This window comes from uncultured Ralstonia sp. (assembly GCA_913056305.1).
Classification (GTDB): Bacteria; Pseudomonadota; Gammaproteobacteria; order Burkholderiales; family Burkholderiaceae; genus Ralstonia.
In genome coordinates, this window is record CAJXMR010000017.1 from 22,568 (window position 1) to 45,223 (window position 22,656).

Annotated in this window: 20 protein-coding genes and 1 pseudogene; 11 read left to right on the forward strand and 10 right to left on the reverse strand. The window is 66.2% G+C overall.

Annotated elements, in window-relative coordinates; all coding sequences use genetic code 11:
* Positions 1-70 precede the first annotated feature (70 nt).
* Genes dapA through QZ609_RS05090 form a run of 3 tightly spaced genes read left to right on the forward strand, consistent with a single transcriptional unit; the run spans position 71 to position 3,021 of the window.
* On the forward strand, positions 71-955 hold the full coding sequence (gene dapA, locus QZ609_RS05080; protein ID WP_295491892.1) for a 4-hydroxy-tetrahydrodipicolinate synthase: 885 nt from the start codon (positions 71-73) through the stop codon (positions 953-955).
* Between the two features lie 49 nt (positions 956-1,004).
* The gene (bamC, locus tag QZ609_RS05085) at positions 1,005-2,201 is read left to right on the forward strand and encodes an outer membrane protein assembly factor BamC (RefSeq protein WP_295491894.1); all 1,197 of its coding nucleotides are present in this window, start codon (positions 1,005-1,007) and stop codon (positions 2,199-2,201) included.
* Positions 2,202-2,235: 34 nt separating this feature from the next.
* Positions 2,236-3,021, forward strand: coding sequence for an MBL fold metallo-hydrolase (locus QZ609_RS05090; RefSeq protein ID WP_295491896.1), 786 nt, complete (start codon positions 2,236-2,238; stop codon positions 3,019-3,021).
* A 144-nt stretch (positions 3,022-3,165) separates the two neighbouring features.
* Here QZ609_RS05090 and QZ609_RS05095 read toward each other — a convergent pair whose 3' ends face one another.
* Positions 3,166-3,417, reverse strand: a complete 252-nt coding sequence (locus QZ609_RS05095) for a hypothetical protein (RefSeq protein WP_295491898.1) — start codon at positions 3,415-3,417, stop codon at positions 3,166-3,168.
* Positions 3,418-3,651: 234 nt separating this feature from the next.
* Positions 3,652-4,881, reverse strand: a complete 1,230-nt coding sequence (locus QZ609_RS05100; RefSeq protein ID WP_295491900.1) for a cupin domain-containing protein — start codon at positions 4,879-4,881, stop codon at positions 3,652-3,654.
* A gap of 11 nt (positions 4,882-4,892) precedes the next feature.
* Between QZ609_RS05100 and QZ609_RS05105 the strand changes: the two genes are divergently transcribed.
* Complete coding sequence (locus tag QZ609_RS05105) at positions 4,893-5,420, forward strand: peptidylprolyl isomerase (protein ID WP_295491902.1); 528 nt, start codon at positions 4,893-4,895, stop codon at positions 5,418-5,420.
* Between the two features lie 46 nt (positions 5,421-5,466).
* Here the strand turns inward: QZ609_RS05105 and QZ609_RS05110 are convergent, their stop codons facing one another.
* From QZ609_RS05110 to QZ609_RS05120, 3 genes are all read right to left on the reverse strand, one after another.
* Positions 5,467-6,570: a hypothetical protein gene (locus QZ609_RS05110; protein ID WP_295491904.1), complete on the reverse strand. Its 1,104-nt coding sequence runs from the start codon at positions 6,568-6,570 to the stop codon at positions 5,467-5,469.
* Positions 6,570-9,230, reverse strand: a complete 2,661-nt coding sequence (gene mutS, locus QZ609_RS05115; protein ID WP_295491906.1) for a DNA mismatch repair protein MutS — start codon at positions 9,228-9,230, stop codon at positions 6,570-6,572. Before mutS ends, QZ609_RS05110 begins: the two co-directional genes overlap by 1 nt.
* 91 nt (positions 9,231-9,321) lie before the next feature.
* Positions 9,322-10,215 carry a LysR family transcriptional regulator gene (locus QZ609_RS05120; protein WP_295491907.1) on the reverse strand — a complete coding sequence of 298 codons (894 nt, stop codon included), beginning with the start codon at positions 10,213-10,215 and terminating at the stop codon, positions 9,322-9,324.
* Positions 10,216-10,316: 101 nt separating this feature from the next.
* Between QZ609_RS05120 and QZ609_RS05125 the strand changes: the two genes are divergently transcribed.
* The 4 genes from QZ609_RS05125 to QZ609_RS05140 all read left to right on the forward strand — a co-directional run bounded on the left by QZ609_RS05125 (position 10,317) and on the right by QZ609_RS05140 (position 16,217).
* Positions 10,317-11,519 (forward strand): MFS transporter, encoded by a 1,203-nt coding sequence (locus QZ609_RS05125; RefSeq protein WP_295491909.1) that lies wholly within the window; start codon positions 10,317-10,319, stop codon positions 11,517-11,519.
* 33 nt (positions 11,520-11,552) lie between these two features.
* A complete protein-coding gene (dkgB, locus tag QZ609_RS05130) occupies positions 11,553-12,368 on the forward strand; it encodes a 2,5-didehydrogluconate reductase DkgB (protein ID WP_295491911.1) in 816 nt (271 codons plus the stop codon).
* 128 nt (positions 12,369-12,496) lie between these two features.
* On the forward strand, positions 12,497-14,350 hold the full coding sequence (locus QZ609_RS05135) for a methyl-accepting chemotaxis protein (protein WP_295491913.1): 1,854 nt from the start codon (positions 12,497-12,499) through the stop codon (positions 14,348-14,350).
* A gap of 85 nt (positions 14,351-14,435) precedes the next feature.
* A complete protein-coding gene (locus QZ609_RS05140; protein ID WP_295491915.1) occupies positions 14,436-16,217 on the forward strand; it encodes a methyl-accepting chemotaxis protein in 1,782 nt (593 codons plus the stop codon).
* On the opposite strand, the gene QZ609_RS05145 is transcribed toward QZ609_RS05140, so the two are convergent.
* Together QZ609_RS05145 and QZ609_RS05150 are read right to left on the reverse strand one after the other, a co-directional pair.
* Positions 16,218-16,943, reverse strand: coding sequence for an MOSC domain-containing protein (locus tag QZ609_RS05145; RefSeq protein WP_295491917.1), 726 nt, complete (start codon positions 16,941-16,943; stop codon positions 16,218-16,220).
* On the reverse strand, positions 16,940-17,662 hold the full coding sequence (locus QZ609_RS05150; protein WP_295491919.1) for a glutamine amidotransferase: 723 nt from the start codon (positions 17,660-17,662) through the stop codon (positions 16,940-16,942). Before QZ609_RS05150 ends, QZ609_RS05145 begins: the two co-directional genes overlap by 4 nt.
* 89 nt (positions 17,663-17,751) lie before the next feature.
* Here QZ609_RS05150 and QZ609_RS05155 point away from each other — a divergent pair, with 89 nt between their 5' ends.
* The gene (locus QZ609_RS05155) at positions 17,752-18,306 is read left to right on the forward strand and encodes an XRE family transcriptional regulator (RefSeq protein ID WP_295491921.1); all 555 of its coding nucleotides are present in this window, start codon (positions 17,752-17,754) and stop codon (positions 18,304-18,306) included.
* 60 nt (positions 18,307-18,366) lie between these two features.
* Here QZ609_RS05155 and QZ609_RS05160 read toward each other — a convergent pair whose 3' ends face one another.
* Together QZ609_RS05160 and QZ609_RS05165 are read right to left on the reverse strand one after the other, a co-directional pair.
* Positions 18,367-19,398 (reverse strand): acyltransferase family protein, encoded by a 1,032-nt coding sequence (locus tag QZ609_RS05160; RefSeq protein WP_295491923.1) that lies wholly within the window; start codon positions 19,396-19,398, stop codon positions 18,367-18,369.
* 226 nt (positions 19,399-19,624) lie between these two features.
* Positions 19,625-20,437: an inositol monophosphatase family protein gene (locus QZ609_RS05165; RefSeq protein ID WP_295491925.1), complete on the reverse strand. Its 813-nt coding sequence runs from the start codon at positions 20,435-20,437 to the stop codon at positions 19,625-19,627.
* A 113-nt stretch (positions 20,438-20,550) separates the two neighbouring features.
* Here QZ609_RS05165 and QZ609_RS05170 point away from each other — a divergent pair, with 113 nt between their 5' ends.
* Both QZ609_RS05170 and cysE read left to right on the forward strand, forming a co-directional pair.
* The gene (locus tag QZ609_RS05170) at positions 20,551-21,423 is read left to right on the forward strand and encodes an RNA methyltransferase (RefSeq protein ID WP_295491927.1); all 873 of its coding nucleotides are present in this window, start codon (positions 20,551-20,553) and stop codon (positions 21,421-21,423) included.
* Positions 21,424-21,565: 142 nt separating this feature from the next.
* Positions 21,566-22,312, forward strand: coding sequence for a serine O-acetyltransferase (gene cysE, locus QZ609_RS05175; RefSeq protein WP_295491929.1), 747 nt, complete (start codon positions 21,566-21,568; stop codon positions 22,310-22,312).
* A gap of 21 nt (positions 22,313-22,333) precedes the next feature.
* Here the strand turns inward: cysE and QZ609_RS05180 are convergent.
* Positions 22,334-22,656, reverse strand: a pseudogene (locus QZ609_RS05180) (UDP-2,3-diacylglucosamine diphosphatase); the annotation flags it as partial.

Consider the following 22,656-nt stretch of genomic DNA (forward strand, 5'->3'; position numbering starts at 1 on the left):
GGCGAATTCGCTTTGACGTTCCGGTACAATCCGACTGTTTACGTTTACGCTTTTGTCTGCTTTCGAAACCATGATCCAGATTTCCGGCAGTCTCGTCGCCATCGTCACGCCCATGCACGAAGACGGCAGCCTTGATTTCCCGTCGCTGCGCAAGCTGATCGACTGGCACATCGCCGAGGGCACCGACGGTATCGTCATCGTCGGCACCAGTGGCGAATCCCCGACGGTGTCGGTGGAAGAGCATCGGGAGCTGATCCGCGTCGCGGTCGAGCAGGCCAACAAGCGCATCCCCATCATCGCCGGCACCGGCGGCAACTCCACCACCGAAGCGGTCGAACTGACGGCCTACGCCAAGCAGGTGGGCGCCGATGCCTCGCTGCAGGTCGTGCCGTACTACAACAAGCCGACCCAGGAAGGCATGGTTTTGCACTTCCGCAAGGTGGCCGAGTCGGTGGACCTGCCGGTCATCCTGTACAACGTGCCGGGCCGCACCGTGGCCGATATGACGGTCGAGACCATGCTGCGCCTGGCCGAGGTGCCGGGCGTGATCGGCGTGAAGGAGGCCACTGGCAACATCGACCGCGCCGCGCAGCTGATCAAGGGCGCGCCGGCCTCGTTCAAGATCTACAGCGGGGACGACCCGACCGCCATCGCGCTGATGCTGCTGGGCGGTCATGGCAACATCTCCGTCACGGCCAACGTGGCGCCGCGCGCCATGCACGAGCTGTGCGCTGCCGCCATGCGCGGCGACGTGGAGACGGCCCGCCGCATCCACATGCAGCTGCTGTCGGTGCACAAAAACCTGTTCGTCGAATCGAACCCGATTCCCGTCAAGTGGGCCCTGCAAGCCATGGGCAAGATGGAAGGCGGTATCCGCCTGCCGTTGACGCCGCTGGCGCCTCAGTATCACGAGGTGGTGCGCGCATCCTTGCTGGATGCCGGACTGCTCTCCTGATGTTCAACGGCTTCCAAGCCATCGTTCTCATCCGAAGGATCGCAAGTCAATGAAACTGCACCAAACCCGTCGCGGGGCTGTGGCGACGTCTGCTCAATTGCTGCTGGCCGTGCTGTCGGTTGCCCTGATCTCCGGTTGCGATACCGTCAATGAGGTGATGCAGCCGGACAAGATCGACTACAAGTCGCAGGCCAAGAAGGGCCCGACGCTTGAAGTCCCGCCCGACCTGACCGGCGTCCAGGCCGATCGCCGCTATGCCGCGCCGGATTCCGGCACGACCACGCTGTCGGCCTACACCTCGACGGCACCGAAGGTCACCACGCCCGGCTCGGGCACCGACACCGTGCTGCCCAACGTGTCCGACATGCGCATCGAGCGCGACGGCAACCAGCGCTGGCTGGTCGTGAAGACCACGCCGGACGCCGTGTGGCCGCAGCTGCGCACGTTCTGGCAAGAGCTGGGCTTCCTGCTGGTGATCGATTCGCCCGAGACCGGCATCATGGAAACCGACTGGGCCGAGAACCGCGCGAAGATCCCGCAGGACATCCTCCGCCGCACCATCGGCAAGGTGTTCGACGGCCTGTATTCGACCTCCGAGCGCGACAAGTTCCGCACCCGTATCGAGAAGGGCCCGAACGGCACGGTCGAGGTCTACATCTCGCATCGCGGCGCGCAGGAGCAACTGGTCGGCTCGTCCAAGGACCAGACCGTGTGGACGCCGCGCCCGGCCGATCCGGAGCTGGAAGCCGAATTCCTCTCGCGCCTGATGCAACGCCTGGGCGCCAGCAAGGAAGCCGCACAGCAGAAGCTCACGCAGACGCAGGCTGTGCACCCGGTGGAAGACGGCACCAAGGCGGAGCCGAGCCCGCATACCGGCCCGTCGCTGATTTCGCAAGCGAATGGCCAGCCGGTGCTGAACGTGCCGGAGCCCTTCGATCGCGCCTGGCGCACCGTGGGCCTGGCACTGGATCGCGTGAACTTCACCGTGGATGACCGCGATCGCTCGCAAGGCGTGTATTTCGTCCGCTACGCTGACACCCGCGCTGAGGCGAACGCGCCGGGCTTCTTCTCGCGCCTGTTCTCGGGCACGAAGATCGAAGACCTCAAGCGCGCCAAGCGCTACCGCGTGGTGGTCAAGGACAGCGGCACCTCGTCGACCGTGCTGGTGCAGAACGACGACGGCTCGGCCCAGACCGGCGACATCGGCAAGCGCATCCTGTCGCTGCTCGACGAGCAACTGCGGTAATCGGCACCATGCAACAACGCTGTCCGGGCTGGCGATGGCAGTGAGATTCGCCAGCCTCGGCAGCGGCAGTGAAGGGAATGCGCTGCTCGTCGAATCCGCAAGCGGAACGACGTGCACGCGCATCCTGCTCGATTGCGGATTCGGCATCCGCGAAACCGTGCGCCGGCTCGAACGCCTGGGCTGCACGCCGGAATCCCTCAACGCCATCCTCGTCACACACGAGCATGGTGATCACGTCGGCAGCGCCTATGCGTTCGCCGCCAAATACAACATCCCCGTCTGGACCAGTCACGGCACCTATCGCGCTACGGCCAGCCTGCGCGGTGCCGATCGTGCAGCTGTGCGCTTTTGCCGTGCCGATGACGTCTTCAGCGTCGGCGATCTGCAAATCCTGCCATACACCGTCCCGCATGACGCGCGCGAGCCGCTGCAGTTCGTTTTCAACGACGGCGCGCGGCGCTTGGGCGTGCTGACGGATGCGGGCATGTTGACCGAATACCTGTGCGCGCATCTGCAAGACCTGCATGCACTGGTGCTGGAGTGCAATCACGATCGCGAGATGCTGGCGAACTCGGCGTATCCGTGGTCACTGAAGCAGCGTATCGGCGGGGATTTCGGTCACTTGGCCAACGACATCGCTGGAATGATCCTCGCGCGTGTGCGGCACGACGCGTTGCATACGGTCGTGGCGGCGCATCTCTCCAAGCAGAACAACACGCCCGCGTTGGCGGCGACGGCAATTGCTTCGGTATTGGGCGTGCCGATCAGCGAGGTGCCGATCGCAGATCAGGAGGAGGGGCTGGCCTGGCGCATCATCTAGGGGGCGCGTCGGGCTGCTTGTAAGATTCAGATACAACTTGAGGTGGGGGGTGGCGGCTGCGTAGATCGAGAACATCGTCTATACCGCGCGCCAATGAAAAAAGCCGACCCAAGGGTCGGCTTTTTCGTCTCGCGAGAAACGCGATTATTGCTTGGCAGCCGGAGCCGAAGCAGCAGCGTCCGAAGCTGCGGCAGCAGCCGGAGCCGAAGCAGCAGCGTCCGAAGCGGCAGCAGCAGCCGGAGCGGCAGCTTCCGAAGCAGCAGCCGGAGCCGAAGCAGCAGCGGCCGGAGCCGAAGCTTCCGGAGCAGCAGCCGGAGCAGCAGCTTCTTCCTTCTTACCGCAAGCGGCCAGAGCCACAGCAGCCAGCAGCGAGGCGATCAGGAGAGACTTTTTCATTTTTTCAATCCTTAACTGAATATGGAAAGCGAAACAACGACAGAAAGGGCGATCAATAATTACCGGTAATTATCGCTCTACAACTACAACTTCTTCTGTGCCTGCAGCCAAGTCGCATAGCAACAGCTGCTCGCGCCGCAAGCTAGCGTCGGATTATAGCGACGTTTACACACCCTGTGTAGCGGACTCAGGCCTACGGCAGGCGCGATTCATGTGCTTTTGTAACGATCTGTTTCAGCGCGAACCGGGCCCAGCAAGTCTTAGCCAGCCCTCTTCATACCACGCATGCAGTGTGTCCATCAGGTCTGGCAGGTCGGCCACGGCTTCGACGGCCGCGGCGCTAGCGTTGCGCTGATCGGACAAGGCCGACAGCCACGCAAGCAGCGTACCCGGGGGCTCGAACGTATCGCCGTTGATCCAGAAACGCTGCCCGTCATACAACGCCTGGGTGCGCGCATCGAGCACGATGCCTTCCTTGCGTGCGCGGGCGGCGAAACGTGCCAGCGGCAGGCGCGGCTGCGTGATGAAATCGATGTGGTCCTTCGGCTCGGTGAGGTACGCGCCGAGGAATTCGCCGACGAGTTCCGGCGTCCAGCGCAGCGCGTTCAGCTTCTGCGCGAGCGCCTTGACCATGGCGGCGGGCAGTTCGCCGGGGCGCTCGGTAGGCTTCTGCTCGGGGTCGGCGTAGCGGCCTTCGAAGTCAGGATCGTCTTCCAGCGTCTGCGACAGGAAGCCGAGGAAGTGGCCGGCCAGCTCGCGGTATGACGGCGAGCGGAAGCCGATCGAGTAGGTCATGCAGTCGCCCTCGGCCACGCCGTCGTGCGCGTAGTGCGGCGGCAGATAGAGCATGTCGCCGGGCTCGAGCACGAACTCCTCTTCGGGCGTGAAGTTGGCGAGGATCTTCAGCGGCAGGTCGGGCACCAGCGTCAGGTCGTCCTGCGCGGAGATTCGCCAGCGCCGCTTGCCATGCGCCTGCAGCAGGAACACGTCGTACGAATCGAAGTGTGGGCCGACGCCGCCGCCATCGGTGGCGAAGCTGATCATCACGTCGTCCAGGCGCGCGTCGGGGATGAAGCGGAAGCGCTGCATCAGCGCTTCGACGGCAGGCTCGACCAGGTTCGCGCCTTGCACCAGCAGCGTCCAGTTGCGCGTCTTGCGCGCGGGCAACGGGCGTTCGTTGAACGGGCCGTGGTTGAACGACCAGCGCCCGCGTGTCTGCGCAATCAGGCGCGACTCAACGTCTTCGCGTTTGGCCAGGCTGATCAACTGTTCGGCCGAGAGGGGAAAGTGCAGCGCGCGCATCTCTTCCGGCGATAATGCTTGCCGGATCAGGAGCGGCTTCTTCTGCCAGTGCGTGCGCATGAAATCGCGCGGGGACAGGCCGCCGAGCAACTGCGCAGGGCGACCCGCTGCAAGGCCGGGTTGGACGCCGTGGGTGGCGGCGTATAATGGAATTTCGTTCATGGAGTGCGCAATTGAAAATCGCGAAGAATACGGTGGTGTCGGTGGCTTACAAACTGTCCGACGCGCAGGGCAATGTCATCGAGGAGTCCGATGAGCCGATGGTGTATTTGCACGGCGGCTATGATGGCACGTTCCCCAAGATCGAGGAAGCACTGGACGGCCATGAGCAAGGCTTCGAGACGAAGCTGCAGCTGGAGCCGGACGATGCCTTCGGCGACTACGATCAGGAGCTGATCAAGATCGAGCCGCGTGACCGCTTTCCGGAGCCGCTCGAAGTCGGCATGCAGTTCGAGGGCGTGCCGGAAGACGGCGACGAGGAAGACGCCATCGTCTACACGGTCACCGACGTGGCGGAAGACAAGGTCGTGCTGGACGGCAATCATCCGCTGGCCGGCATGGCGCTGCGCTTCGAGTTGAAGGTGACGGATGTGCGCGAAGCCACCGCCGAGGAAATCGAGCACGGCCACGTGCACGGCGAGAACGGCCTCGAAGTGGTCGACGAAGACGACGACGAGGAACCGCCGCGTACGCTGCATTGATCGGCCGCAACGGCACAAGACAAACGGGAGCTTCGGCTCCCGTTTTTCATTGCGTCGGCGCGGGTGTTGAGGCCGGCGTGGTGGCCGGCGCGGAGGCGGGTGGCGGTTCGTTCACCATGCGTCGGCCGCGCACGTGGAAGAGCGGCGTGCTGCCCGGTGTGACCGACACCTCCAGCCATTGGTCGAGCGTCGGCGCGCCGTAGGTGCGGGCGCGCATGACGTGCGGGTCGGGGCGGCCGTCTTCGTCCTTGAGCGGGCGGTCGAGCAGGAAGCTCTGGCTGGCGCCGTGGATCAGCAGCACGGCGCCATCGTAGTCGCGTGTCAGTGCCCGCAGCTGGCGCTTGAGTGTGAGATAGCCGTCGTGCTGGCGGCGGCGCAGCAGGCCGTCGAGCAAGGTGGGCGCGCGGCGGCGTTCCCAGCCGTCTTCGAACAGCGGATCGGCCTGCATCATGATCACCATGCCCGGCAGCTTGCGCTGGCGCGCGATGGCGAAGGCACGCGTGAGCCATTGGCGGTTGGCTTCGAGGCGGTCTTCGTACTCGCCGTTGCGCCCGCCGGCGGTCTTGTAATTGTTGTTGTCGCCGGGCACGTTGAGGGTGACGAACAGTACGCCGTCCATTTCCCAGCGGGCATTCTCGCGGTAGCTGCGGAACTTGGCCTGGTCGGACTGGCGCATCACCGTCATGGCGCGCTGGCCGAGCGTGTTGTCGTCGGGGTAGAACAGCTCGCGCAGGCGCAGCAGGCGTTCGATCGGGTCGAAACGGCCGGCGGCGGCGCGCGCGCAGTCGCTCCAGTCGTGATCGCCGGGGATGTAGACCAGCGGCGCGGTCACGCTGTCGAGCAGGTCGTGACGCGCTTCCAGCAGTGTGTCCGCGCACGATTCGTCGCGGCCCTTGAGGTTGCCGAGGTGGACGACAAAGGCCGGGTGCTCGGCGTCGATGGCGTCGAGCAGGGCGTGGGCAGATGCCACGTCTTCCGGCCGCTCCGGCAGGCTGCCGATCACGGCGAAGGTGAAGCCGGCGCTGGCGCTTGTGTGTGGCGCCGGTGCGCTGCGGGCCTTGGTGGCAGCCGGCGCGGCCATCGCCGCCAGCATCGCAAGCGTAGCGACGATACCTTGCAGTGTGCGGGAGGCGGTGCCAGCGCGTGCCATCACACGGAGGCGTTCGACAGCGCCTTGAGCCGGTACAGCGCGTCGAGCGCTTCACGCGGCGTCATGTCGTCGGGGTCGATGCCGGCCAGCGCATCGGCCAGCGCGCTGTCGGGCGCCTCGGCCGGTGCGTCGTCTTCTTCGTCGACCGGTGCGTCAGCGGCCAGCGCGAACAGGTCGAGCTGCGGCGTGGCGCCGGTGTCGGCGGAATGCTGTTCCAGCCAGGCCAGCCGCTTGCGCGCCGCGCGGATGACCGGCTGTGGCACGCCCGCCAGTTGCGCGACCTGCAGGCCGTAGCTCTGGCTGGCCGGGCCTTCCTGCACGGCGTGCAGGAAGACGATGCCGTCGCCGTGCTCAACCGCCGAGAGGTGTACGTTGGCTGCCTGCGCGAACTCCTGCGGCAGTTGCGTCAGTTCGAAGTAGTGCGTGGCGAACAGCGTGTGGCTGCGGTTGTGCGAGAGCAGGTGGCGCGCGATCGCCCACGCCAGCGCGAGGCCGTCGAACGTGCTGGTGCCACGCCCGATCTCATCCATCAGCACCAGGCTGTTGGGCGTGGCGCGGTGCAGGATGGCGGCCGCTTCAGTCATCTCCACCATGAAGGTCGAGCGCCCACCCGCGAGGTCATCCGCTGCGCCGATGCGCGTGAAGATGCGGTCGATCGGGCCAATGGTGGCGGCCTCGGCCGGCACGAACGCACCCACGTAGGCGAGCAGCACGACCAGCGCGGTCTGGCGCATGAAGGTCGATTTACCGCCCATGTTCGGGCCGGTAATCAGCAGCAGCTTGCGCGCGTCCTGCAATACGCAGTCGTTGGCGACGAACTGTTCGACCTGCTGTTCGACCACCGGGTGGCGGGCACGCGTCAGTTCGATGCCGGGTGCGTCGGTGAGGGTCGGGCGCGACCATGAGAGCGCGTGCGCACGCTCGGTCAGCGTTGCCAGCACGTCGGCCTGCGCCAGCGCGGCGGCGATGCGCTTGAACTCGGCCAGGTGCGGCAGCAGCTTTTGCAGCAGTTCTTCGTAGAGCAGTTTTTCACGCGACAGGGCGCGGTCCTGCGCCGACAGCGCCTTGTCTTCGAAGGCCTTCAACTCCGGCGTGATGTAGCGCTCGGCATTCTTGAGCGTCTGGCGGCGACGGTAATCGTCAGGCACCTTGGCGGCCTGGCCGTTGGTAACCTCGATGTAGAAGCCGTGCACGCGGTTGTATTCGACGCGCAGGTTGGCGATGCCGGTGCGCTCGCGCTCGCGCGCTTCGAGGTCGACGAGGAACTGGCCGCAGTTCTCGGAGATGTCGCGCAGCTCGTCCAGGTCGGCATCGTAGCCGCGGGCGATGACGCCGCCGTCGCGCACCATGGCGGCCGGCTCGGCCGTCACCGCGCGCTGGAGCAGGGCGTGGGCGTCTGCGGGCAGCGTGAGCGCGGCGTACAGCTCGGCCAGCAGCGGGGCGGCGTCGCTCGCATTGTCATCTTTGGGCAGTTCTTCGCGGATCTCGGGCAGGCGTGCGAGCGTGTCGCGCAGCGAAGAAAGATCACGCGGACGGGCAGACAGCAGCGCCAGCCGCCCGGTGATGCGCTCCACATCCGACAGCGTGCGCAGCGTGGCACGCAGCGTCTGCCAGTCGCTGCCGAGCAGCACCTCGATGGCCTGCTGGCGTGCCTGCGGCACCGCGCGATCACGCAGCGGGTGGTGCAGCCAGTGGCGCAGCAGGCGGCTGCCCATGCTGGTCGCACACGTGTCCAGCAGCGAGAACAGCGTCGGCGATTCCTGTCCGCGCAGCGTCTCGGTCAGTTCCAGGTTGCGGCGCGTGGCGGTGTCCAGGCCGATGAATTCGCTCTCATGCTCGACCGTCAGGTCGATCACGTGGCGCAGCGATTGGCTTTGCGTGGCGGCGGCGTAGTTCAGCAACGCGCCGGCGGCGGCCAGGGCGGCAGTCAGCGTTTCAGCACCGAACGCCACCAGGCTCGCGACGCCGAGCTGTTCGCGCAGGCGGCGTGCACCGGCTTCCACGTCGAAATGCCAGTCGGGCAGGCGCGTGCGCGCGACGTCAAGGGTGATGGCGTTGAGCGTCGCGTCATCGGCCAGCACTTCGGCGGGGCGGATGCGCTCCAGCTCGCGGTCGAGCTGGTCGGGGCTGCATTCCATCACACGCAGTTCGCCGCCGACGAGGTTGAGCCACGCCAGGCCGATCAGCGGCGCGGCGCCGCGTTTTCCCGGCAGGTGCGCGATCGCCAGCAGGTGGTTGTTGACCTTGTCGGAGAGGAGCGCCGCATCCGTCAGCGTGCCGGGCGTGACCACGCGCACGACCTTGCGCTCGACCGGGCCCTTGGTGGTGGCCGGATCACCGATCTGCTCGCAGATGGCCACCGACTCGCCCAGCTTGACCAGCTTGGCGAGGTATTGCTCGGCGGCGTGGAACGGTATGCCCGCCATGCGGATCGGATGTCCGTTGGAGCTGCCGCGCGCGGTGAGCGTGATGTCGAGCAGGCGCGAGGCCTTCTCGGCGTCCTCGAAGAAGAGCTCGTAGAAATCGCCCATGCGGTAGAAGACCAGCGTGTGCGGATGGCCCGCTTTCAGACGCAGGTACTGCTGCATCATCGGCGTGTGCTTGTCGAAGGGGCCGTATTTCGGGTCGATCTCCAGAGCCGGAGCGGAGTGTTCAGCCATGCGGTGTCAAATGCGCGGCGCGCGATCGATCGGTCGCGCGCGGAAGGTGTTCAATCGCGCAATTGTTGCACAGCCGCGATGCGGTTTCACATCACATCGTCTGCGCGAGGCGCGCCTCCAGGAAATCGAGGAAGCACGCGATGCGCGAGGCCAGCTGCGTGTTGCGGTAATACACCGCGTGGATCGGCTGCAGGACTTCGACCGTGGCGTCGGGCAGCACCTGCACGAGATCGCCGCGGCGGCGGTCCTCGGCGGTCATGAAATCGGCCAGGCAGACGATGCCGGCGCCTTGCAGGGCGAGTTGGCGCAGGGTTTCGCCGCTTGAGGCCTTGAGGGCCGGCGCGATGCGCAGGTGGTCGCCGTGTGGGCCGCGCAGGGGCCAGTGGTTCAGCGATTCGGGTTGCACGAAGCCGAGCAGGGCGTGGTGCTGCAGATCGTCGACCGAGCGCAGCCGCCCTTGTGCCCTTAGATAGGCGGGGCTGGCCAGCACCCGCAGCCGTCGCGTGCCGAGCAGCCGCGCCCGCAGCGTCGAATCGCGCAGCGTGCCGATGCGGATGGCGACATCGGTGTCCTCTTCCAGCAGGTCGATGATCAGGTCGTTGGTGTTCAGCTCCAGCTCGATCTGCGGATACTGCGTGCGGAAGTCGGGCACCAGCGGCGCGATCACGTGCAGCATGAACGGCATCGCGGCGTTCACGCGCAGGCGCCCAGCGGGCTGTTGGCGGCGCAGGGCGATCTGCTCCTCGGCCTCGTCCACGGCGGAGAGGATGCTGCGCGCCTGGGCGAGGAACACGGCGCCCTCGTCGGTGAGCGCCAGGCGGCGCGTGGTGCGTGAGAGCAGCGTGGTTTCCAGCTTCTCCTCCAGCCGGCGCAGCGCGCGACTCACGCCCGAAACGGTCTGGCCGAGCTGCTCGGCGGCGGCCGTAACCGAGCCCGTGTCGACCACGGTGCGGAAGGCGAGCAATTCTTCGAGCGTCGTTTTCATCGGCGATTATCAATTCCCAGTCAAAAGTATTCTGCACAACACGGGGTTTTTTGCAAAGGCGGGCGCCCCGACACTCCGTCCATTGCACAACGGAGGGCACCATGCCTATCGCTCTATTTGCGCTCACGCTGAGCGCCTTTGCCATCGGGACGACCGAGTTCGTCATCGTTGGCTTGATCCCCACGGTGGCGGCCGACCTGGGCATCACGCTGCCCTCCGCCGGGCTGCTGGTCAGCCTGTATGCGCTGGGCGTGGCCGTCGGCGCGCCGGTGTTGACGGCGCTGACCGGGCGGCTGCCGCGCAAGACGCTGTTGCTCTCGCTGATGGCGCTGTTCACGCTGGGCAACCTGCTGGCGTGGCGTGCGCCGACGTATGAGTCCCTCGTGCTGGCGCGCGTGCTGACGGGGCTGGCGCACGGCGTGTTCTTCTCGATCGGCTCGACCATCGCCACCAGCCTGGTGCCCAAGGAAAAGGCAGCCAGCGCCATCGCCATCATGTTCACGGGCCTGACCGTGGCGCTGGTGACGGGTGTGCCGCTGGGCACCTTCATCGGCCAGCATTTCGGCTGGCGCGAGACCTTCCTGGCGGTGTCGGCCTTGGGCGTGATTGCCTTCATCGGCAGTGCGCTGTTCGTGCCGCGCAACCTCGCGCACACGCCGCCCGCATCGCTTGCGCAGCAGGCCAGGGTGCTGGCCCAGCCGCGCCTGCTGATGGTCTACGCCAAGACGGCCATCGGCTATGGCGGCTCGTTCATCCCGTTCACCTTCCTCGCGCCGATCCTGCAGGACGTGGCCGGTTTCAGCGCCGGGGCGGTGGGCTGGGTGATGCTGGTCTATGGCGTGTCGGTGGCGGTCGGGAACCTGTGGGGTGGCCGTCTGGCCGATCGCAAGGGGCCGATCGCGGCGCTGCAGATCATCTTCGCGCTGCTGGCGGTGGTGCTGTTGGTGTTCACATTCACGGCGCATCACCCGTGGACGGCCGTGGCGACGGTGCTGCTGTGGGGCGCGGTGGCGTTCGGCAACGTGCCGGGGCTGCAGGTGTACGTGGTCAAGCAGGCCGAGCGCTTCACGCCGCAGGCCGTGGACGTGGCCTCGGGCCTGAACATTGCGGCGTTCAACCTGGGCATTGCCGGCGCGGCGTGGGCCGGTGGGCTGATCGTCACGCATCTGGGCCTGATGCATACGCCCTGGATCGGCGCGCTGGTGGTGCTGGTGTCGCTGGGGCTGACCTCGTGGAGCGGCGTGCTGGACCGCCGCAGCGGCATCGGCCCGCGCTTCGATGGCCCGATGCCGGCCGGTCACTGATTCAACCCAAGCTCAACTCGACAAGGAAACGCAATGAACGACGCATTCAAGATGCCCGCCTTCGGCCTGGGGACCTTCCGCCTCAAGGGCCAGACCGTGATCGACTCGGTCCGCAACGCGCTGGAACTCGGCTATCGCGCCATCGACACGGCGCAAATCTATGAGAACGAGGCTGAAGTCGGCCAGGCCATCGCCGAGTCCGGCGTGGCGCGCAAGGACCTCTTCCTCACCACCAAGATCTGGGTCAGCAACTTTGCCGCCGACAAGCTCATCCCGAGCCTGAAGGACAGCCTCGCCAAACTGCGCACCGAGCAGGTGGACCTCACGCTGATCCACTGGCCGTCGCCCAAGGGTGAGGTGCCGATGGCGGAAACCCTCGGCGCGTTGGCCGAGGCCAGGCAGCAGGGGCTGACGTGCGCGCTGGGCGTGTCGAACTTCACCGTGCCGCTGCTTGAGGAAGCCATCGGGATCGTCGGCGCGCAGAACCTTGCCACCAACCAGATCGAGCTGCATCCGTATCTGCAGAACCGCAAGGTGGCGGCATTTGCGCAAAGCGAGGGCGTGCACGTCACGTCGTACATGACGCTGGGTGTGGGCAAGGTGCTGGCCGATCCCGTCATTGCCGACATTGCCCAGGCGCATGGGGCGACGCCGGCCCAGGTGGCGCTGGCGTGGGCGCTGCAACAGGGCTATTCGGTCATCCCGTCGTCCACGCGCCGGGCCAACCTGGAGAGCAACCTGGCTGCCCGCACCCTGCACCTGACCGACGACGACATGGCTCGCATCACCACGCTGGACCGTGGCGAGCGCCTCGCCAACCCGGCCGGCATCGCCCCCGCGTGGGATTGATGGGCTGGCGGAGGCCGACGACTCAAGATTGGTGAACATGTTGCCGATAGACCATCCGGAACCCTAAAACCATGGGGGAGGCGCTTTGCGCAAATCGCGCGAGTGGCTTCCCGTCCGGAGACTCTGGAATGAGCAAGCTCAGCTTCCGTCAAAAGCTTTGGCTGCCGCTGATCATCAGCCTGGTCGCACTGACCCTGATCTCGGTGTTCAACGCCTACCAGGCGCGTGAAATCCGCATCGAGGAGCGCAAGAACAACCTCGTCAGCGTGAGCACCATGGCCGTCAACCTGGCCAAGCAATACGATGACCTGGCCAAGAGCGGCGCCCTGACCAAGGAAGAGGCGCAGAAGCAGGCGGTAGACCGCTTCCGCGCGCTGCGCTACGACAAGGATGGCTACTTCACCATCACCAACTCCAGCAATGTGGTGGTGTTGCACCCGATCAAATCGGAGTTCATCGGCAAGGACCAGTCCGGCTTCAAGGATGCGCAGGGCAACGCCGTGTACGTTGGCCTGACCAACGCGGCCCGCGACCCGAAGGGCGGCTTCACCAACTATGTGTGGCCGCACGTCGGCGGCACCGAACAGGTGCCCAAGATGGCCTACGCCCTGCGCTATGAGCCGTGGGACTGGGTGTTCTCGACCGGCGCCTACATGGATGACATCAACGCGGCGTTCATGACTTCGCTGTACCAGACCGGCGGTCTGCTGCTGGCGGTGGGCGCGCTGCTGGTGGTGCTGGGAACCTTCGCCAACCGGGGCTTGCTGCGCACGCTGGGCGGCGACCCGGCCTATGCGGCGGACGTCGCCAACCGCATCGCCGGTGGCGACCTGACCATCGAGATCTCCACCAAGCCGGAGGATCGCGACAGCCTGCTCTACGCGATGGGCCGCATGCGCGGTGCGCTGGTGCAGACCATCGGCCGCATCAAGGGTGCGTCGGAAACCATCGGTACCGCCACGCGTGAGATCGCCAGCGGCAACCTCGATCTGTCCTCGCGCACCGAGCAGCAGGCCAGCTCGCTGGAAGAGACCGCGTCGGCCATGGAAGAGCTGATGTCGACCGTCACGCAAAACGCTGACAACGCCCACCAGGCCAACCAGCTGGCCGCGTCCGCCTCCGACGTGGCGGTGCGTGGCGGCGATGTGGTGTCGCGCGTGGTCGACACAATGGGCTCGATCAATGCGTCGTCACGCAAGATCGTCGACATCATCGGCGTGATCGACGGCATTGCGTTCCAGACCAACATCCTGGCGCTGAACGCCGCGGTGGAAGCCGCGCGCGCGGGCGAGCAGGGCCGTGGCTTCGCGGTCGTGGCGGGCGAAGTGCGCAGCCTCGCGCAGCGCAGCGCGGCGGCGGCCAAGGAGATCAAGGCGCTGATCGACGATTCCGTAGTCAACGTGGATACCGGCAGCGCACTGGTGGAAGAGGCCGGCACCACCATGCGCGAGATCGTCGCCAGCGTGAAACGCGTGACCGACATCGTCGGCGAGATCACGGCGGCCAGCCAGGAGCAGCGCTCGGGCATTGAAGAGGTGAGCCGCGCCGTCACGCAGTTGGACGACGCCACGCAACAGAACGCCGCGCTGGTGGAGCAGGCCGCTGCCGCCGCGCAATCGCTGGAAGAGCAGGCCGTGAGTTTGACGCAGGTCGTGGCGCAGTTCCGCCTGGATGGCAGCATGCCGGCGGCGCAGCGCGCGCTCGCCCGGGCTGAGCCCGTCATGGTGGCGGCGAGCGCCGCGCCAGTTGCCCCCCTGGCCCCCGCACCCAAGGCCGTCGATCCGGCGCCTGCACGCCGCGCCCCGGCCAAGCCCAGCCCCGAAGCCGCCAAGCCGAAGCTGCAACCGCGCAAGCGTCCGGTGCTGAGCAAGCCGGCGGTCAAGGCGGTGCCAGCTGCTGCAGCCGCATCCAGCAGCCCGGCCAAACCACAACCGCTGGTCGCCGCTGGCGCCGAGTCCAACGGCGACTGGGAAACCTTCTGATCAACCAGCGTGGTAACGCGCCTCGCATGAACCTGGCCCGCGCAGTCCGGCGCGGGCTGGCATCCACCGCTTTCCGGAGATGACTGTGGACCGCATCATGAAAAACACCAGCGTGCGCACCGGCCTGCTGGCGATTCTCGTCACATTTGCGTTGATGATCGTGGTGGGGGCGGCGGTTGGCGTACTCTCGCTGCGCACCAACAATGAATCGACCGGGCGCGTGCATATCATCTCGGACCGCAGCATGCTGCTCAACGATGCCTACAAGGACATGCAGCGCTGCCGTACCGGGATGGCGCGCGTCTATGGCGCGCTGCGCGAAAACCTGGACGAGGGCTCCAAGGCCAGCGCCCTTGAAAGCTCAGCAAAGGGCTTGCAGAAATCGATCGCGCAAGTGGACGCGTTCAAGAGCGCACCGCCCATTGAGGGCGTCGACGAGTCGCTGCGGCAATCGATCGTACAGGCCGCGCAGACGCACATCGACGCGGTGCAGCGCGCCATGGCCGCCTTGCATGCGGGCGACGTAGCCGGCTATACCGCCATCAACTACAAGGACGTGACGGCAACGGGCGCGGCCTGGTCGACGGAAATCGAGCGCTTCCAGCAGCTCGTCAAGCGTCTGGCGCAGGAAGAGGACGATGCCAGCCGCACGCGTTATGGCGCGATCGTCAAGTTCGTGGTGCTGGGCAATGTATTGGCACTGGCGTTGATCGCCGCGGTGTTCTTTGGGCTCAAGGCGTTCGTGATCACGCCGCTCAACGAAGCCGTGGGCGTGCTGATGCGCGTGGCCGAGGGCGACCTGGCGGTGCAGGTGACGACGGGCGGGCGCAATGAACTGGGCCGACTGCTGTCGGCGGTGGCGCGCATGCGTGAGAGCCTGGTGCAGACCGTGCGCCAGGTCCGCAGCAGTTCGGATTCCGTCAACACCGGCGCGCACGAGATCGCCAGCGGCAACCTCGATCTGTCCTCGCGCACCGAGCAGCAATCGGCGTCGTTGGAGAAGACCGCGGCGAGCATGGAGCAGATGACGTCCACCGTCACCAACAACTCCGAGAACGCCCGCCAGGCCAGCGCGCTGGCCAGCAGCGCGGCGGACCTCGCCACGCGCGGCGGCGAGGTCGTGCGCGGCGTGGTCTCGACCATGGACGAGATCAGCGAAGGCTCGCGCAAGATGGCCGACATCATCGGCGTGATCGACGGTATTGCGTTCCAGACCAACATCCTGGCGCTGAACGCAGCGGTGGAAGCCGCCCGCGCCGGCGAGCAGGGCCGCGGCTTTGCCGTGGTGGCGGGCGAGGTGCGGGCGCTGGCCCAGCGCAGCGCGGCCGCCGCCAAGGAGATCAAGGCGCTGATCGACGATTCGGTGGCACGCGTGCAGTCGGGCAACACGCTGGTCGCGCAGGCGGGCTCCACCATGAACGAGACGGTGGAGGCGGTGCGCCGCGTCGCCCACATCGTCGAGGATATCGCCTCCGCTTCGGCGGAGCAGACGCAGGGCATCCTGCAGATCGGCCAGGCGGTGTCGGAGATGGAGCAGGTGACGCAGCAGAACGCCGCGCTGGTGGAGCAGGCTGCGGCCGCCGCGCAGTCGCTGGAGGAGCAGGCGCAAAACCTGACGCAGGTGGTGTCGCAGTTCCGCCTGGATGTGGCCGACGCCGCTGCCGTTGCCGTTGCGCCCAAGGTGGTGAAGGCCGCGCCTGTGGTGGTCGCGAAACCGGCGGCGAAAGTGGCTGCCAAGCCGTCGCGTCCGGTGGTGGTGCGTAAGCGCGAGCCCAAGATCACAGCTTCGGCCGCGCCGGCCAAGGCCCAGCCGCTGGCGGCAGCCGGTGCGGGCGCCGGCTCGGATGCCGATTGGGAAACCTTCTGATCAAGCGTCCGGCGTGCCGGCGGTTGTGTCGCGCGCCGGGCCTTCGATCCGCTTGTCCCAGCTTTCCACCTCACCTCGGGCCAGGCGGCCTTCCACCAGCTTGCGCCATGACGGCGTGAGCGGCAGTGCCAGCATCTCCGCCAGCGCGTCGCCGTTCAGCATGTTGCGATAGAGCACGTCAAGCACGCGCACCAGCGGCCATTGCGGGCAGGGGCGCTCGAGCCATTCCAGCGTGTCGCCCGCGCGCAGCGTGCCGCCTTCGAGCACGCGGTAGTACCAGCCGGTGCGGCCGGTGTGCTGCACGCGGCGGGCCATGTCGCGCGTGTTGAAGCGGTCGTTGAGCTTCCAGCACGGTTGGCGCAGTTGCGAGACTTCCAACACCACGTTGCCCACGCGCAGGCGGTCGCCTACGCAGATGTCGGCTTCCGTCACACCCGTCGTGCTCAGGTTCTCGCCGAATGCGCCGGGCTGCACGAGCAGCGGGTGCTCGCCGAGGTCCGCGCACCATGCGGCGTAATGGTCGAACGGGTAGTGGTGGATCGCCTTGTCGGGGCCGCCGTGTACGCGCAGGTCGCCCTGTTCATCGCCCACGATGCCGTTGATGCCGACATGGACGACGTCGGCCACCGGCCGCTTGTCGATGGCGCTGCGCGAGCCGGGGCGGAAGTAGTCAGCCGCACGGCCGGTGAGGACAGCATCAACGCGGATCGGGCGCGGCAGGGTCATGCGGGCATCCCGGCGGCGTGGGCTTCGGCGCGGTCCAGCCAGGCCGTGAAGACATCGTGGGCACGCTGCGCCAGCGGTGCCGCAAGGGCAGGAGCGGCAGCGCGCAGCGTGCGCGGGTCGATGCCGGCCGCCCCCAACTCCGCGGCATGCCCGATCAGCCACGCTTCGATTTCACGCAGGTCCGCTTCCAGGTGGAATTGCAGGCCGAGCGCGTAGTCGCCCAGGGCGAACGCCTGCTCCGCGCAGATCGCCGTGGAGGCCAGCCGATGGGCTCCCGGCGGAAGTTCATACCGGTCACCGTGCCAGTGCAGCACCGGCGTGCCGTCAGCCAGCGGCGCCAGCGGCGAGGTCGCGCCCTCGGGCGTCAACGTCACGGGCGCAAAGCCGATCTCCTTCACGCCCATCGGCTTGACCGATGCCCCCAGTGCACGGGCCATCAGCTGCGCCCCCAGGCAGATGCCGAGCAGCGGCTTGCGCGCCGCCAGCCGCAGCGCAATGGCGTCGGCCTCCACGCGCAGGAAGGGGTAGAGCGCGTCATCGAACGCGCCGATCGGGCCGCCGAGCACGACCACCAGATCGGCGACATTCAGCGCGTCAGTCGGCAGCGGTTGGACACCCACATTGAGATAGCGGACGGTGTAGCCACGCCCATGTAGCAACGGCTCCAGCACGCCAAGATGTTCAAACGGGACATGACGCAGGACGAGAGCGGTTTTCATGGCGGCAGGTCGGGAAACGGGAGTTGCATTGTATGACACGAAGTGTCTTATGTGACAATCGTGGCGATAACCATGACACCTTCGTTTCCATGACCGTTCGCCTCAAACCGCTGCGCAGGAACCACGGCTGGACACTGGAGGTGCTGGCTGAGCGCACTGGCCTGACCAAGAGCTACCTGTCCAAGGTCGAGCGCGGTCTGTCGGTGCCGTCGATTGCGGTGGCGATGAAGCTGGCGCAGGCGCTCGGCGTGTCCACTGAAGACCTGTTCAGCGAGCCGGCGGGTGCGGGGGGTATCACCGTTGTGCGCGCGGGGGAGCGCACCGCCGCCGGCGCGCCCGGCACGCAACCGCGCTATGAGGGCATCGCCACCCAGCGCAGCGGCAAGGCGCTGCTGCCGTTCATGATCTACCCGCCGGCGGATTTCAGCACCTCACCGTTCAAGGAGCACGACGGCGAGGAGCTGCTGTTCGTGCATTGCGGCGAGATCGAGGTCGCCTTTGCGGGCCAGACTGTGCGGCTGGCGGTGGGGGATTCGGTGGTGTTCGATGCGCGCATTCCGCATCGGACCCGGTCGGTGGGGGCGGAGCCGGCGCAGGCGCTGGTGGTGGTGAGTGCGGATCGGGACACTGCCAAGCCGGTGTGACTGGCGCTCTCACGGAATCACACCGATATCGACCATGGGCGCCTGCGGGATGCTCAGGGTCTAGAACACGTAACGCGCCAACTTGACCTTTCTGGCGCCATATGACGCGGCCAGGCATATCAGGAAGGTCACGCCGGTCACCGTGGGGATCACGATCCAGGAAGAGGCGATGTGGTGCTTCAATCTGCTGAGGACTTCGGTCATCACCAGCACGTGCAAGCAGTAGATCCCAAGCGAGCATTCCGAGATGACCTCGACCAGCTTTTCGATGCGCGGATGTTTTTGCGTTTGAATGCCAAGGAAGAACAGAAAAACGCAGACTGAGTAGGCGATCGTGAAAATCGACTGGGGCGTTCGGAAGGCTTCAGCGACGAAGCGCGGCGGAAGCGAGTCGGCCGTGCGAAACGTGTACAGCTTTGTCAGCACAAGAATCACAGCCAGACACCACAGCGACGCCAGGAAGGCGATGCGCGCGTTCGGCTGATGTTTGCCGTTGGCTGCTGCGTCACGGAGCATGGCGCCAAGGACCAGCCAGCCGATCGGTTCGGCAAACATGCCAAGCGAGTAGGTGCCCACCAAGGTAGAGGGCAGTTTGTAGAGGTCCGTGGCAACCGGGAGCGCCCCATAGCAGATTGCCCACAAGGCGACGAAGAACGTTTTCTCTTTCTCGCTGGAGTGGTTGTAGAAAGGGATGATGACGATGAGTGCCAGGTAAGTGCCGACAAGCGCGTACAAATACCACAATGGGTAATAGATCGGTCCTTCCACTGACGCGACGAAGAAATCAGGGATGGACCCCGAGCCATGGGTCAGCCACGCGTAGTAGACCGCATCCCAAAAAATGATGGCCGGTACGATGCGCAGCAGTCTGCGCTTCACAAAGCCGTCGAATCGGTAGCGCTCGTTGATCAGAAGACAGCCAGAAATCATGAAGAACATCGGTACGGCAAACCGTGCAATGCCGCCAAAGATGTTTGAAGACCACCAGCTCGGGTTGACCAGGTTGTCGATGATGGCCGAATGCAGCGAGATGACCCCGACGCATCCGATTGCGCGCATCCAATGAATCTTGTTAGAGATGGACTCGTTCATGGATCTGGATAGGGTAGGGTCGTTCGGTTACGCGACCATTTAGCGCCGGCCGGGCGGGCGGTGTTTCGGCGATGAGCACCATACTGGCGACGACGTTCCTGCTGAAGACTCCAGGTCTAGTCGGGCGGCGCAGAAAGACGCCATGGTTACGCCTTCGCGCAGTCTCATTTCGGGGCAAAAAAAAAGCCCGCAATGAAGCAGGCTTTTCGTTCCGAAGACACGCCAATCAGGCCTCAGCCTTCGACCGCGAAAACGGCGACGTCAGCTTGATCATCTGCACGAACGCCTTCGGGTTGCCGGCCAGGACTTCACCCTGGTCCAGGTAACCGGCTTCGCCGCAGTAGTTGCCCACCAGGCCGCCCGCTTCGGAGATCAGCAGCGAGCCCGCAGCCATGTCCCACGCGTTCAGGCCCTGCTCGAAGAAGCCGTCAAGGCGGCCGCAGGCCACATAGGCCAGGTCCAGCGCGGCGGCACCCGGGCGGCGCAGGCCGGCGCAGTTCTCGGTCATGGTGGCGAACAGCCGGGTGTAGTCGTACAGGCCTTCCATGTCGCGGTAGGGGAAGCCGGTGCCGATCAGGCAGTCGGCCAGCTTGTCGCGGCGCGTGACGCGGATGCGGCGGTTGTTCAGGAAGGCGCCTGCGCCCTTGGACGCGGTGAAGAGTTCGTCGCGGGTCGGGTCGTACACCACGGCCTGCGTGACGACGTTGCGCTGCATCAGCGCGATCGACACCGCATACTGCGGGAAGCCGTGGATGAAGTTGGTGGTGCCGTCCAGCGGGTCGATGACCCAGACGTTTTCGCTGGCGGTTTCGCCGTCGGCCCAGGATTGGCCGGACTCTTCCGCTAGAATCGCGTGATCCGGATAGGCCGTCTTGATGATGTCGATGATCGTGGCTTCGGCCGCGCGATCGACTTCGGTGACGAAATCGTTGTGTTGTTTGCGCTCGATCTGACGGGAGTCGCCCTGAAGCGTGGCGCGATTGATGACAGTCCCGGCCTTGCGGGCGGCCTTGACGGCGATATTGAGCATCGGATGCATGACGGATCTCCGCGCCCGGCACGGATCACGCGTCAGGCGAAACAACACAGCGAATTGTGGAAGAACGAACGGCGGGCTGGTTCCCGCCGTCAAAATGAGTGGCCGTATTGTATATGAACCCCGCCTCCAGCGCCTCGGAAACTGCCGGGCCCACTGACCCTGACGCCTTGCGACAACGCGCCGCGCGCTGCCGTTTTGTGCTGGTCGAGACCAGCCATCCGGGCAATGTCGGCTCCACGGCACGCGCGCTCAAGACCATGGGGTTTGGCGAGGGCGGCAGCTTCGTGCTCGTGCGTCCGCGCGAGGCGGACGCGCAAACGCACGCCGACGCCATTGCCATGGCAAGCGGCGCCGACGACGTGCTCGCTGGCGCCCGCGTGGTCGGCGACATTGGCGAGGCGCTGGCCGGGGCCTCGCTCACCATCGCGCTGACAGCGCGCCCGCGCGAGTTCGGCCCGCGCCGCATCGGCCCGCGCGCGGCGGCGGATGAGGTGGCTGCCGTGCTGGCCACGCCTGACACCACCGTCGCTTTCGTCTTCGGCAATGAGCGCTTCGGCCTGCCCAACGAGGTGGTGGAGCGCTGCCACGTCGTCACGCACATTCCCGCCAACCCGGCCTATGCCTCGCTCAACCTGTCACAGGCGGTGCAGTTGATCGCGTATGAAGTGCGCATGGCGCTGCTGGCCGATACCGGCACCAGCGATACGCGCATGGATGGCGTCGGCTTTGTCGGCGAGCCGGCGACTGCCGAGCAGATCGACGGCATGTTCGAGCACCTGGAGCGGGGTCTCATGGAGATCGGCTTTCTCGACCCGGCCCAGCCGAAGAAGCTGATGTCGCGCCTGCGGCGTCTGTTCGCCCGCACGCGATTGGAGACCGAGGAGGTCAACATCCTGCGCGGGATCGCCAAGCGCATGCTTGGCCGCCGCGCCGAGGCGGAACCCCACGCCACGCCGCCCACCGGCGCAGCCGACGACTGTCGCTGACCCTCTCGAAAGCCGCCTGTGAGGCGGCATCCCAACGCTTGTCGGGCTAAAACCCTTGCCGTAGAAGGTCAAGGGAATGCCTTACACTGCCCTCAGCGCACATCGATGCGCAGCAGTTTCATAACGATCCACACACATCAAGATGTTCACACGCATTCGCGAAGATATCCGCGCCATCATGGAGCGAGACCCAGCCGCGCGCAGCCGCTGGGAAGTGCTGACCTGCTATCCGGGTCTGCACGCCATCATCGTCCATCGGGTCGCGCATGCGTGTTGGCACGGCGGCTTCAAGCTGCTCGGGCGCTGGTTCTCGCATCTCGGGCGCTTCCTCACCGGCATCGAGATCCACCCGGGCGCGACGGTGGGTCGGCGCGTGTTCATCGATCACGGCATGGGCGTGGTGATCGGCGAGACCGCCGAGATCGGTGACGATTGCACGATCTACCAGGGCGTGACGCTGGGCGGTACGTCGCTCTACAAGGGCACCAAGCGGCATCCGACGCTTGGCAAGGGTGTGGTGGTGAGCGCGGGCGCCAAGGTGCTCGGTGGCTTCGTCATCGGCGACAACGCGCGCGTGGGTTCCAACGCGGTGGTGCTCAAACCGGTGCCGCCGGGCGCGACGGCGGTCGGCATTCCGGCGCGTATCGTCGAGCGCGATGTGCCGGTCGAAGCCCAGCCGGCACTCAAGCAGGAGTTCTCGGCCTACGGCATCACGCCGGACGCGGACGACCCGGTGTCGCTGGCACTGAAGCGGCTGATCGACCATAGCGCGCTCCAGCAGGACCGCATCGAGGCAATCCTCACGGCGCTCGATCGCCTGGGCGCACATCTGGAGAACTCGCCGAACGATCCGTTCGATGCGAGCGAGCTCAAGCGGATGCTGAAGTAAGGGCGGGGCGGTGGCGGCAGTCTAGGCCGTCACCGGCTCGACCGTCAGCGCGCCGTCCTGCAGCTTGAGGAAGCTGCCGCGCGGCTGCGTGTGATCGAAATCCCAGTCGGAGAGGACCCAGCGCTCGCCGCGTGGCTCGTGGTGTAGTTGCGGACGGTGCGTGTGACCGTGGATGAGCGTGGGCGTGCCGGCGGACTTGAACAGCGCGTCCACCGCCTCGGGCGCGACGTCGCCCATCATTGCCGCCGCGCGCGGCTCACCCGCTACGTTGGCGGACATGGCGCGGCCGGCTTCGCTTTCTGCGCGCATCTTCTGCGCGATCTTCAGCCGCCAGCGCAGCGGCA